Consider the following 13,480-nt stretch of genomic DNA (forward strand, 5'->3'; position numbering starts at 1 on the left):
ATGGTGGGAATTGTAGTTGTATCTCATAGTCGTCGCCTTGCTGAAGGGGTGGCCGAACTTGCCACCCAAATGACGCAAGGCAAAGCCAAGCTTGCGATTGCGGCTGGGATTGATGATCCAGAGAATCCGATCGGAACTGATGCCATTGCCGTGATGGAAGCGATTGAGCAGGTACATGATCAACAAGGGGTTGTTGTATTGATGGATCTTGGCAGCGCATTGCTTAGCACGGAAATGGCTCTGGATCTGATTGAGGATCATGTGAGGGAAAATGTCACCCTTATCTCGGCCCCTATTGTTGAAGGAACCATGGCGGCGTCGGTGGCTGCTGCCGCCGGACTACCTTTATCGGCGGTAGTCGAAGAGGCACAGAATGCGTTAAGCGTAAAACAAGAGCATCTTGGTGATCAGCCACTAACATCCGCTGAGATAGCGCCAGTATCAAAAAGTGTTGAGCAAGAACAAACATTTGATTGGGTAGTGCAAAATCCGCATGGATTACATGCTCGTCCCGCTGCGGCCATTGTTGGTGCACTCGCGCCTTTTGACTGCCAATTATGGTTGAAAAAAGGTGAGCGCCGTGTGAACGCGAAGAGCTTAAACAGCATTGCGAAACTTGGCGTTCGTAGCCAAGAGACGATCACGCTGTGCGCACTCGGACCTCAATCTAGTGAAGCAATTCAGGCATTTGAAGCCTTAGCTCATGAGCACTTCGGAGAAAAAGAGGCGGTTGAGCAAGGCATTATCGAGCCTGAAGAGAGCACGGATACTCTGCTCGATGATATGGCCTCAAATCAGATTGAAGGTGCTGTTGTTGGTATTCGAGTCAATGACGGTATCGCTACTGCTCCAGTTGTCCTTTTTACTCATGAAATGCCAGCAGTGCCTGAACGTGATTTCCAAAGTGAACAAGATGAAATTGAACGGGTTAAGCATGCGATAGGCGTGGTTGTTCAACATTTGCAGGAGCAAGCGAAGCAGCCGAAAGGGGAAATATTTTCTGCTCATAGCATGATGCTCAGTGACCCAGAGTTATGGGCATCGGTTGAGGCGCGAATTCAAACGGGCATGATAGCCGAGCAAGCTTGGATAGAATCACTGCAAACGCTAGCCGACGAGTTTCGCCAGGCTGAAAGTCAGTACATGCGGGAACGCGAAGCTGATGTGCATGATATCGCACGCCAAGTTATGGTCGAAATGACAGGCTTAACGCCTAATGCCATCGACATTCAGGAACCCAGTGTTTTGTTGGCCCGCGACCTGATGCCTTCTGATGTGGCCGGGCTTGATAAATCGAAAGTGCTTGGTATCTGTTTGAGTGAAGGAGGGAAAACCTCTCACAGTGCGATTCTTGCTCGTGCGATGGGGATTCCTGCCATCGTTAAAGCTCAGGGCTGCCTTGATGCTGTGCGTGCTGGTCAAGTGGTGACTATTGATGGCTTCCGAGGGCATTTATGGTTCTCTCCTTCAGATTCCGTACAGCAGGAATTAGAAGCGCAACAAATAGAGTGGCAAAGCACCCGACAAAGTGCACTAGCGAGTGCTCAGCAAGCCGCAGTCACCTGTGATGGTGTCCATATTCCAGTATTCGCCAATATTGGTGGACCGAAAGATATTGATGATGCACTAACATCAGGAGCAGAGGGCGTTGGTCTATTCCGGACTGAGTTTCTATTTCAAAACAGTGATGAGTTGCCGACTGAGGAAGCGCAATACCAAGTGTATCGTGATATTGCCGCCGCACTTGGCGATAAGCCACTTACGATTCGTAGTCTAGATGTTGGCGGTGATAAGCCTTTAGCCGCTTATCCTATGCCAGCGGAAGATAATCCATTTTTAGGTCTGAGAGGGGTGCGGTTGTGCCTTCAACATGAATCATTGTTTACCGCCCAACTTCGAGCCATTCTGAGAGCCTTTCACGAGCAACCGAATATTCAATTGATGATACCGATGGTGGCTCAGGTTAAAGAAGTGAGAAAAGTAAAAGCGCTGTTGGCACATCAAGCAACCCAACTCGGCTTGGATGCGACTCATTTGCCTGTCGGTATTATGATTGAGGTACCAGCCGCGGTGTTGAATGCTGATGCGTTAGCACAAGAAGTCGACTTTTTCTCTATTGGCACCAATGATTTGACTCAATATGTTATGGCTGCCGATCGAGGCAACGCCGCCGTTGCTGAATTGGTGAACTACTTTGAACCATCGGTACTAAAAGCCATTGAACTCACTTGTGCAGCAGGCGATCGTGCGGGCATACCGGTCAGTATGTGCGGTGAGATGGCAGGCGATCCAAATGCCACAGAAACATTACTTCGTGTTGGGTTACGAAAATTCAGCGCCAGTGCGAGTTTGTTGCCGGGACTAAAAGCGCAGATTCGTCAGTTGTCTGTCGATGTTTAATCGATACCTTTATCTTTAGTACACGTATACCGGCGTGCTTACGCCGGTTTTACTTTTGTAGGAACGCCACTTCTTGGCTTAATACAGCTTCATTTGCTCCTGCAGCCCAAACTTATTAATTTTTCTCCATAAGGTCGTGCGGCCAATTTGCAATGCTTTCGCCATATCATGCATTTTGCCATCACACTGATTCCAAGCCTGAACGATAGCTCTTCTCTCGGCTTCTTCTAACGTGATTACTGGCGTATTTTCTGCGGTATGGCGAGAATTCAGTTTAATGTCTTCAGGAATATCGTTCAGCTTGATTAAGTTGGAACTGCGGTTAAGCAAAATTCGCTCAGTTCGATTTCTTAATTCAGAGTTGTTGCCTGACCAACGAAAATTCATCAACGCTTCCAGTGCGACTGGCTCTATCGAGATCGTCACATTGTGGCGGCGTTCATAATGGCTGATAAGCTGCTGGACGAGAAATTCAATATCTTCTTTGCGCTTTCTTAGTGGCGGAATATGCAGCTCGTTCGAGGAGATTTCATAATAAAGTTGCCGACCAAATGAGCGCTGAGTGACATACTCGCTGATCTCTGAAGCGGTGCTCGTAATAAGTTGAAAGTCTACGGGGATCAATCGCAAACTGTCGCTGCGGCTGACGAGCCCAGTTTTTAACAACTTAAGTAACACGGCTTGTAAATCGGGTGACAGATATTCCACCTTTTCCAAAAAGAGCGTGCCGCCATGGGCGAGTTCAAACTTAGAGGGCATGCCTTGCCCCTCGTCGTATCCCAGGGTTTCTTTGACCAGTTGCTCTGTATTGATGGAGCGGCAGTTGAGCGTAATGAACGGCCCTTCTTTGTAGGTGCTTTCGTTATGAATCGCCATGGCGAGAGTGGCTTTTCCTACACCTTCTTCACCTGTAATTAGAATCGGTGATTTGGACTTTATGGCCCGTTTTGCCACGGTAATGACATGCTTCATTTTTCGTGAAATAACAGGCAAAGTACTGAACGTATAGCGCGCACTGCCACCTATTTGTTGTTGAGCAAGTTCGCGAATTTTATCGATAGGGTGCAAAAACAATAAGTGTGTGCCGTCGTTGAGTGGACGCAAGGTAATGATTGCCTCAACAAACTCTCCACGAACCTCTACCGTTGTGAGTTTTCGGTTGATGCTTGCACCCGACTCAATACTATTGAGGACATTTGGCGGGAAGCGTAAAACAGAAAAGACTTCTTTATCCAAGACCTGACTGGCTTCAATGTTTAACAAGCGCTCTGATTGATGATTTACCATCGTGATACGGCTTTCTTCATCCCAGGCCAGAAGGCCATCATCCATGCATTCTAACGTTGCGTTGTGCGCACAAGTGAGGCGGTTAATGTTTTCTTGTTCCGACTGAATATGGATTTGCACACTGACTTCTTTCGCGCTCGACGCGATGATGACCAAGTTTTCTTTCTTATAGCTCTCTGCTTTTTTGAGAAGGCATGTTGTGCCGCGTAACTTGCCAAATTGGTCGAAAACAGGTGCTGCTACAGAGGCATAAGAATGTAAGTGGCGATTGAAATGTTCTGCTGCGAATACTTCACACGGGATATGAGTACTAATACAAAGATTGACCGCATTTGTGCCAATTTTTCCTTCAGATAGAAAACAGCCTTGTTTAATGCCGAGCACCTGCATCTCTTGTTGCATTGAGTGATGTCCCACAACGGAAAGAACGCAGCCGTTGCCGTCAGTTATCATCAATAGCAGGTCTTCGTCTCCTAGCATGTCGTAAGTGTCTTCAAGTACGGTAGTGGCGCATTCGATGAGGTGCTCGTTGCGTTTCATCAGAGATGAGAAGGTAAAGCCAGAGGCAATATGTGGTTTTGACCAGGTATAAGGGCTGCATTGCTTTATGCAACGCTCCCACGACTCAAGTACGGGAGTGCGGGAAAATTCTGGAGATACCCAATGGTGTTTCTGGAAAAACTCCCATTTGGTTTTAGTGTCTTCGATTGAAAGCATGCCATACCGTTTCAACGCCAGCGATAGATTGGTCCGATATTACAGAGACATACGAATATGGACTGTGATGGCTTTCACGCACGTTATACAGAAAGAATATGCAAAGAAAAGAGGCTAGTTGAGAAGGCATTCCTTGCCGGAGGTTGGGTTAAAAGGGGCTGTCCTTGCCCAGTTCATTGCAAATTTCGACAATCGCGAGTGACAGGCCGGACTTAATGATTTGTTGTTGGCGCTGAAGCTGGAGTTGGTAAAACTCAAGATCGATGTCGTCATCGGGTTCGTTGACTTCCAATTGCACCATGCCCATTTTCTTCACCAGATGCAGTTTTTTGATCGGTTCTAGGATATTCGGGTCAGTGAACTCGTAGTCCGATGCATCGCTGTTCAGTTGGTTTTTCAGCTTAATGATGTCTTCGATATCGTGGTAGATGTCGTCGGGCAATACACCTAGACCAAACAATAACTTCAAACGAACCGATAAGTCGCCAAGCGGTCCTGAATCTTGCAGTAATGGGCCGACGACCGATTGCACAGCAAAGTTATCTTTACGAAAGATTCTTTGGATGAGTCCGTCGATGGATTCGTTAAAAACATCGACGGTCGCAATAAAGAAGCCACGTACCGATGGTGCGCTGTTGAGTCGTTCAATGATCTCGGTTTCGTTGATGTTATCTGCCATATACTGATCAGTTGTTTCATTATTATATTAAGGGGAGCAGAGCTCCCCCTGAGTCAATCAAAGCTGGTTGTAAAGCGACTCGATTTGAGCCACTTCAACACTGTCTTCAGCCAGACCGGTGTATTTCGCTAACGTTTTTGTCACGCCAACCTCTTTTAATGAGGTCTGTAGCTCAACCGCTTGCGGATCGGTGTCGTTGGTGTATTTCAACGCCGCCGCGATCCCTTTCAAAAGTGTTTGATTTTCAGTGCCATACTCGATTGTACCGAGTAATGGCTTCACTAATCTATCATTTACACCCAATTTACGAATTGGTTGTCGTCCAACGCGATCCACTTCATCCACTAAATATGGGTTGGCGAAGCGACCTAAAATCTTTTCGATGTAGGCATTGTGCATGTCGCGGTCGAAGCCGTAACGACGAATCAACACTTCGCCACTTTCCTGCATTGCTTGTTTTACTTCGGCATAAATGTTTGGGTCTTCAATCGCTTCGCGAATGGTGCGATGGCCTTTCAAACAGCCTAAATAAGCGGTAATACAGTGACCTGTGTTTAGGGTGAACAGCTTACGTTCGACAAAGGCCATTAGGTTGTTGGTTTTTTCCATGCCAGCAATGTTTGGGATGTCGCCCTTGAACTGTTGCTCATCGACAATCCATTCGCTGAAGCTTTCAACCGTCACTTCCAATGGGTCATCGTTGGCGGCTTCTGCTGGTGGAACGATGCGGTCCACTGCGGAGTCGACGAAGCCAACTAGCTCGTCTGCTTTCGTGTGTAATGATTCATCCAAATGTTTGTACACTTCACCTTTTAGGTGAGTCGTGCCACGAACCATGTTTTCGCACGCGATGATGTTCAATGGTTTATCGTTACCTGCTGCAAAGCGTTTAGCAATGCCGGTAGCGATGGTTTTTGCAATGATGTCCAGTACGTTAGGGCCAACCGCTGTTGTTACCAAGTCGGTTTTTACAATGCGGTCGATGACATCTTCACTGGCTGAGTTTACCGCGGTGACGTGAGTTACTGTGTCGATTTGGCACTCAGTACCGACCACTTTTACTTTGTATTCTTGCTTGTGACTCAGTTGGTCGACGAGTGGAGCGTCAACGTCTGCAAATGTGACCTCGACTTCTGCATCTGCTAAGAGTTTTCCGATGAAGCCACGACCAATGTTACCTGCGCCAAAATGAACTGCGTTTTTCATAATTCTTACCTACCAATGTCTAAAATGTTGACTTACGAAACTAGGGGGAGGCCAACCGCATAGGGGGTGACAGCTGACCTCATTTGCCTCAGGAGCAAATTAAAGGGGTAATTAAGCCGCTTGTTGACCGCCAAGGATGTTCAGAATCTCTTCCACATCGTTGGTGCTGGTTAGCTTCTCAATTGCCTCCGGCTCATCGAGCGCGTTCGTAATGGTGGTAATCACCTGGATGTGCTCATCGTTCTTAGCGGCAATGCCGATAACCAGTTTCGCTACATCATCGTCGTCTTCAGTAAATTGGATACCCGATGGGTATTGGCAGATTACAATGCCGGTTTTCTTCACGCGGTCTTTCGCTTCTACCGTGCCGTGAGGCACTGCGATAGATTCGCCTAGGTAAGTTGGAACCAATGCTTCACGCTCAAACATCGCGTCTACGTATTCTGGTTCTGCGTAGCCAAGTTCGACCAACTTGTTGCCCGCGAAGCGAATCGCTTCTTCTTTGTTGGCAGCTTTCAAACCTAGGTGAATGTTCTCACGCTGGATTTGGAACACCGACGTTTGCTGTGGCTCGAAGTTGTCGTCGTTTGCTGCCACGAGCGACACTTTTACCATTTGGTCGTCATTGGCTGCGGATTGGTTTTGTGCGGCTAGTAGTTTGGTGACTAGCTGGTTGTACATTTCGCTGTCTAGGAAGTTAGTCAATGAAATGTGGTGTGCGTTTGGAGCATGCTTACGTGCACGATCCGTTAAGTCTTTATGAGTAATCACGATATCTGCACTCTCTGGTAAGCTGTTAATGGCAAGGTTGGTTACGTGGATGTTCAGACCTGCGTCTTGAACCTTTTTGCGTAGCATGCTCGCGCCCATTGCACTCGAGCCCATGCCCGCATCACAAGCGACAATGATGCTTTGTACTGTCGCTAGGTCTACGTCACCTTTGCTTTGGCTGTTTACCACCGCATCGTTTTTAGATGCAGATTTCATGTCTTTCATTTGTGATGTTGCTTTCTCTAGTGCTGCTTCATCACCGTCTTCTTCTGTTGACGTTTGAGTCTTCATTAGCAGTGCTGCTACGGCGAATGAAACGCCTGTTGCTGCTGCGATAGACGCTAGAACACCAACGATTGAGCCTTTCTGAGTCATCAACAAGATTGCAAAGATTGAACCTGGTGATGCTGGAGAAACGATACCTGCGTTAAAGATAGTTAGAACGAATACGCCAGTCATACCACCTGCGATAGCCGCAAGGATTAGGCGAGGGTTCATTAGGATGTATGGGAAGTAAATCTCGTGGATACCGCCGAAGAAGTGGATGATTGATGCACCACCTGCAGTTTGACGAGCCGTACCTTTACCAAACACCATGTAAGCTAGCAGGATACCTAGACCAGGACCAGGGTTTGCTTCGATTAGGAAGAAGATCGATTGACCTGTCTCAGACGCTTGTTGGATACCCAGTGGAGAGAAGATACCGTGGTTGATCGCGTTATTTAGGAACAGGATCTTCGCAGGTTCAACGAAGATTGAAGTCAGTGGTAGTAGGTGAGCAGAAACTAGGAAGTTAACGCCAGCCGCCAAGCCACCAGAAAGAATTTTTACGAATGGACCGATAAAGATGAAGGCAAGGATCGCACATAGCATGCCGATGATGCCCGCAGAGAAGTTGTTAACCAACATCTCGAAGCCACTTTTTACTTTACCATCGATGTAGTTATCGAATTTCTTGATAGCCCAGCCGCCCATTGGGCCGACCATCATTGCCCCCATAAACATTGGGATGTCTGTGCCGACAATCACACCCATTGTTGTGATTGCACCGACTACCGCACCACGATCGCCGCCAACTAATTTACCACCGGTGTAACCGATAAGTAGTGGCAGCAAGTAGGTAATCATTGGGCCAACCATAGAGGCTAACGTTTCGTTTGGTAGCCATCCAGTTGGGATAAATAGAGCAGTGATAAAGCCCCACGCGATAAACGCGCCGATGTTTGGCATTACCATGTTTGACAGAAAACGACCAAAATTTTGTATCTTGATCTTGGCATCTGGTGATATCATAACAATTCCCCGTTCGATGTTCTGATGAATCTTGTTGTAGTAAACGGTTCGCCAAAACCGTTTGTTTGATTGCTTAGTACCCAATCAATTTACCACACATTTTCCAATTGGAACTGACAACGGGTTTTTTGTGATCTACGCCCGCATTTCTTAGGCTGAGAAACGGTTTTTAAGTGACCAAGTTCAACTTATTAACTTGTAACTTAATAACAAAAAACCACTTTCAAATCTGTCAATAAAAATCTTAGTGATCAATCCGATCTTCTGACAAATTTAAAATTAAAATGCCTTGTGACTTTGATCACTTTTAATTTTTTTTGAAATTCGAATTAAATACTTGTGATGATCAATATCACGTTTTGTGTTGAGTTGTGGTGGATTTAAAGTGTGACTTGGGTCTGCTTTTGTTTTTTGTGAAAGTTTGTGACGGAATTGGTGAGATAAATGCTATCTAGATCTTTCGATAGATTGTATCTATAAGATTCTTTTCGGCGCACTTCACGGAGCACGCCTAATTAGTTGATGAAAGGGTAAATAAAGAGAGTCGCCACACGGTTCTTCTTGTGATTCCCAACTCTCTACTTGATCACTGTTCTTAATCATCGTTGCTATTAGTATGATAGTCGAGGTAGTCATGAGCTTGCTCGCGTCCCATATATCTTGCCAACGTCTTTTCTTGAACATCGCGCAAATCCACCATAATCAATCCATCTAGAGCGTTATTGAATGCAGGGTCGACGTTGAAGCATACCAGCTTGCCATTGAGGCTTAAGTACTGACGCAGCAAAACGGGCACTCCTTTCCCTTCATCGATTCTGGCAATGACACGTGACAATAGCTGTAAATCACCCAGAGCAGTGAGCATGCTGGTGTTCCAGTCACGGTGGTGCTCAGGAAGTGGGTTAGAAGGTGTGACGTACTCTGCGCAATTGTTGTCGTAGTGGTGCAGTGTCATTGATTGAGCCAGTAATTGACGTGCAGTATCGCTATAATCGTTGCTAATGCTTACCGGACCAAATAGGTGAGTGTAATCTGGGTTTTGATGAACGAACGTTGCGATGCCTTTCCACAGTAGCAGTAGCGCGCTCATGCTCTTTTGATATTGCTGTGCAATCACAGAGCGCCCCATCTCAATGGATTTACCCATTTGGTCGATAAAGCGTTGGTCATAGTTAAACAACGTTCGTGAATACAGACCTGCTACGCCGCGCTTTTCAATCAGTTGATCAACCAGACCTAAACGATACGCGCCCACCAAGCATTGGTTCTCTCTGTCCCACACAAACAGATGCAGGTAATCATGATCGAAATGGTCAATGTCTATTGCTAGTCCTGTCCCTTCGCCAACCTGTCGAAAATTGAGCTCACGTAGGCGACCAATTTCATGCAGTAGGGAAGGGATGTTCTGCGACTCCGTGCAGTAAACATCGAACTCACCACTTGTTAGCAGCTTGGACTCTTTTGGTAAGTTGTTCAGCTCTTCAAGCAATTCGCCTACGGGTAACCCTGCCGCTATTGGAGAGAGCATTTCTGATGAAGAAGAAGGCTTCACTGAATGGGTTTCACGATTGAGCAAGTAAGTGTTGAGCCGCAAATAGTTCACCACTTGATCATCGTTAAGTGTGTTGATCTCTTTGAATTTGATCACTTGGCCAAAAGATAAATCAATGGTTTGCGCATGTTTGTTTAGCAACTCTCGACCAAGCAGTAGGGTACGCAAAAGTGGATGGATTTTCCCTGCCATATAGAAGCGTTTCGAGTTCTGACCACTGATGAACACTGGAACTGTTGTTGCTTTGTTTTTTCGGATTAGGCTGCTTACGCTTCGACTCCACGCTTTGTCTTCCAAGCGTTGCTGTTTGGCATCGACTAACTGGGAAACCTCGCCGGCAGGAAAGACAAGCAATAAGCCGCCACTTGCGAGGTGTTTATTGGCCGCTCTCAGGGCTTTCATATTCGATTTGACGGCGTCTTTGCCTTCAAATACATCGACACCAATAAAGAGCTGATCTAACTCCGGCACGGTTTTCAGGTATTGATTGGCTAGGATTTGGATATCGTCTCTGACCATCAACAGTAATTCAGCCAAGATCACGCCTTCCACACAACCAAGCGGATGGTTCGCCACAATGACGGTAGCACCTTGTTTGGGAACTGAATCGAGTGAACCATGAGCAATACGATAGTCGATACCTAAGACATCCAGCGTGAAGCGGAGAAAAGTTTTGGTATCGGCATTAACGGGGCGTTGGGCGTAGAACTTATCAAGTTGGTTTAAACCGGTTGCCCATTCAGCAACGTTTTCACCAATGCCAAACGGCGTTTTACGTGGGAGACGAAAAGGGGTCGAACTATCCATATTTACCTCAGCGTACAAGTTGCTGATTGGATAGTAGAAATTACAGATGACAATTCAGAGGCAAAAGCATGAGCCTTTGGTGACAAACCAATGAAGCTTTATTGACTAAAGAAAACGGTATATCACTGTGCTATGAATCAAAACTCGCGTTATGTCTCCCTCTTAAAACAAGAGATAGGCTATCTTATCTAGAACAAAGATTAAGCTAAGTTGATATTTATCAGGGGGAAATAATGGAACGAGTTTCCAATAAAGCAGCACTTTGGATTGGGCTAAGTTTGATACTTGGTCTTGGCATACTTGGCTATTTTATGCAGCAGACGGCGGTGAAATACCGAGCCTATGAAAGAGTCGTGACAGTAAAAGGTTTGTCGGAGCGTGAGTATCCTGCTGATACGGTGATTTGGCCGATTCAATTTACTCTAGCGAGTAATGATATGGGAGCCATGTTTGATGAAATTGACCAGCAAACCCGTTTGATTTTGGACTTTCTAAGTGCCAAAGGGCTTCCTGAAACCAGCGTTTCCCTTTCTTCCCCAGCGGTCATTGACAGAAAAGCACAGCAATATGGGAGCGAGCAAGACATTGAGTATCGTTATTTGGCCTCGCGAACCGTTACGGTTTATAGCCAGAGTGTTGATGTTGTTCGAGCGGCAATCAATGAAATAGGTGAGCTAGGAAAGCAAGGCGTTTTGCTTAACCAAGATCCTTATGCAAATCGTGTTGAGTACAGCTTTACTAAGCTGAATGATGTGAAGCCAGACATGATCGAAGAAGCGACTAAGAATGCGCGTGAAGTGGCTGAGAAATTTGCGAAAGACTCACAGAGTTCACTGGGTAAGATCAAACGTGCAACTCAAGGGCAGTTCTCGATTTATGACCGAGACAGCAACACGCCTTACATTAAGAAAGTACGAGTGGTATCGACGGTTCAATATTACTTATCTGATTAAAGTTGCGCTCATATAGTCAATAGTTGGTCGTTCCATCACCTTCTATTTGTAGAGGTATCTATGCTCTGTGATAGGGAAATCAGTCTTCGCTGACGCTATATACAAGTACTTTTTTATAAAACTAAGTTCTTAACAGTGATGAGGTGAGTTTGATAATAATCAAGCTCACTTGTTTCTTATGAGCGTAAGTTAGTATGACTTATTGCTAGAAGGAATTAGTATCATGGCATACAAGCACTTTGTTAGAGAACTACTGGGTTTAGCGATTGTTGTCTCTGTCGTCTTTGGCGTATTAGGCGTGATGTTAGAGCTCTTCGCACTGACGGCACTTTGGGAGCATCAGCAAACGATAGCCGATGTTTTTTTCCATGAATCTCTCTACTTCATCGTATTTTTAATCCCACCATACTTCCTCTGGAAGTTGATTAACCGCCCTGAATTGGTTTCTGCTGATCAAGCTTATTTGGCAATGAAGTTAGAGGCTGAAAGTCGACAATGAGTCGATTTAGTGAGTAATGAAAAGAAGAGGCTATGAGAAAACATTAGCCTCTTTTCTATCTGATTCGTGGGGCAAAGTATTCGCTGCTTTATTGATTAAAAAGCTGCTTCGATTGTGCCTTTGAAAGTGCGATCGAGATAATCACGAATCGCTTGAGATTGATAAATAGAAACGAACTTTTTATACGCTTCATTATTTTTGTCTGCGTCACGAGTGGCGATGACCATGACTGCTAATGGGGCGTCTTTTGCTTCAAGATAGATACTTTGTTTCTTCGGATCTAAACCAGAAGACATTACGTAGTTCATTGTAATCGCAGCCGCGTCCACATCATCTAATGTTCTTGGTAGCTGAGCGGCATCTACCTCGACAAATTCAAATGATTTTGCGTTTTTTGTGATATCAGTTAGGGCGGCTTTATGGCCAACACCCTGTTTCAGCTCAATTAAACCTGCATCGGCGAGTAGCAACAGACCACGACCACCGTTGGTAGGGTCATTTGGAAGCGCTATACGTGCATTGTTTGGAAGCTCTTGCAGTGAGCGATACTTATTGGAATAAAGCCCCATACGCATAAGAATGGACTGACCAATTGATACTAATTGGGCGTTATGGCTACTGTTGAAGTTGTCTAAAAATGGCTGGTGCTGATAGCTATTAATATCGATGCTACCATCGCTAAGAGCGGCATTAGGTGTCACGTAGTCAGAAAACTCAATGACTTCGACATTCAAACCTTGCTTCGCTGCCTCCTTCGCTACCGCCTCGACTACTTGTGCATGTGGTCCAACTGTCGCGCCCACTTTAATGACAGAGTCATCTTTTTCTCCACAAGCGCTTAAGCCGACTACTGCCGTGAGAATCAAAGCTAGTTTCTTTAAGTGACCAATACTTTTCATTGTAGCTCCATTTTTGCTTTAGACGTCCATACGTTTATATGTCCATACTATCAGAAGTTGTCTGAGGGTCAATGGTTTAAATCACGAGCAGACATTTTGTTTCTATTGCTCGTATAGAAAGCCAGATAATAGTTAAAGAAAAGGGGAAGAGGAAAAGCTATTACGAGGTTAGTGACGAGTTACCGCAACCGAAACTGTACCCAAAGATATAAGATGCAAAAAAAAGCGTAGTAGGTATTAACCTGCTACGCCTTTCGGAATATGGTGGCCCCTCGCAGACTTGAACTGCGGACCAATCGATTATGAGCGAAGGTCTGACGCAATCTCACTGCACAATCAACATAGAAACCCTGCCCCGACTCACCCCGAAATCCACCAGCAAAATCACATCACCTGATTACCCGCATGATTTTACTG

At 45.7% G+C, this 13,480-nt stretch carries 9 protein-coding genes; 3 read left to right on the forward strand and 6 right to left on the reverse strand.

What is annotated here, in order from left to right; all coding sequences use genetic code 11:
* The gene (ptsP, locus tag R7P36_RS11255; protein WP_074192017.1) at nucleotides 1-2,400 is read left to right on the forward strand and encodes a phosphoenolpyruvate--protein phosphotransferase; all 2,400 of its coding nucleotides are present in this window, start codon (nucleotides 1-3) and stop codon (nucleotides 2,398-2,400) included.
* A gap of 78 nt (nucleotides 2,401-2,478) precedes the next feature.
* Here the strand turns inward: ptsP and dhaR are convergent, their stop codons facing one another.
* The 5 genes from dhaR to R7P36_RS11280 all read right to left on the reverse strand — a co-directional run bounded on the left by dhaR (nucleotide 2,479) and on the right by R7P36_RS11280 (nucleotide 10,712).
* Complete coding sequence (gene dhaR, locus R7P36_RS11260) at nucleotides 2,479-4,404, reverse strand: dihydroxyacetone kinase operon transcriptional regulator DhaR (protein WP_318122146.1); 1,926 nt, start codon at nucleotides 4,402-4,404, stop codon at nucleotides 2,479-2,481.
* Between the two features lie 148 nt (nucleotides 4,405-4,552).
* Complete coding sequence (locus R7P36_RS11265) at nucleotides 4,553-5,083, reverse strand: MltR family transcriptional regulator (protein ID WP_005392227.1); 531 nt, start codon at nucleotides 5,081-5,083, stop codon at nucleotides 4,553-4,555.
* Nucleotides 5,084-5,140: 57 nt separating this feature from the next.
* Nucleotides 5,141-6,289 carry a mannitol-1-phosphate 5-dehydrogenase gene (locus R7P36_RS11270; RefSeq protein ID WP_318122147.1) on the reverse strand — a complete coding sequence of 383 codons (1,149 nt, stop codon included), beginning with the start codon at nucleotides 6,287-6,289 and terminating at the stop codon, nucleotides 5,141-5,143.
* Nucleotides 6,290-6,400: 111 nt separating this feature from the next.
* Nucleotides 6,401-8,353 carry a PTS mannitol transporter subunit IICBA gene (locus R7P36_RS11275; protein ID WP_005379710.1) on the reverse strand — a complete coding sequence of 651 codons (1,953 nt, stop codon included), beginning with the start codon at nucleotides 8,351-8,353 and terminating at the stop codon, nucleotides 6,401-6,403.
* A gap of 595 nt (nucleotides 8,354-8,948) precedes the next feature.
* A complete protein-coding gene (locus R7P36_RS11280; RefSeq protein WP_213899450.1) occupies nucleotides 8,949-10,712 on the reverse strand; it encodes a lysophospholipid acyltransferase family protein in 1,764 nt (587 codons plus the stop codon).
* A 233-nt stretch (nucleotides 10,713-10,945) separates the two neighbouring features.
* Between R7P36_RS11280 and R7P36_RS11285 the strand changes: the two genes are divergently transcribed.
* Nucleotides 10,946-11,665 (forward strand): SIMPL domain-containing protein, encoded by a 720-nt coding sequence (locus R7P36_RS11285; RefSeq protein WP_005379714.1) that lies wholly within the window; start codon nucleotides 10,946-10,948, stop codon nucleotides 11,663-11,665.
* A gap of 223 nt (nucleotides 11,666-11,888) precedes the next feature.
* Nucleotides 11,889-12,164, forward strand: a complete 276-nt coding sequence (locus R7P36_RS11290; protein ID WP_005379716.1) for a hypothetical protein — start codon at nucleotides 11,889-11,891, stop codon at nucleotides 12,162-12,164.
* A 95-nt stretch (nucleotides 12,165-12,259) separates the two neighbouring features.
* Here the strand turns inward: R7P36_RS11290 and R7P36_RS11295 are convergent, their stop codons facing one another.
* Complete coding sequence (locus R7P36_RS11295; RefSeq protein ID WP_017633488.1) at nucleotides 12,260-13,063, reverse strand: MetQ/NlpA family ABC transporter substrate-binding protein; 804 nt, start codon at nucleotides 13,061-13,063, stop codon at nucleotides 12,260-12,262.
* Nucleotides 13,064-13,480: the final 417 nt, after the last annotated feature.

The organism is Vibrio sp. 397, assembly GCF_033339395.1.
Lineage (GTDB): Bacteria > Pseudomonadota > Gammaproteobacteria > Enterobacterales > Vibrionaceae > Vibrio > Vibrio alginolyticus.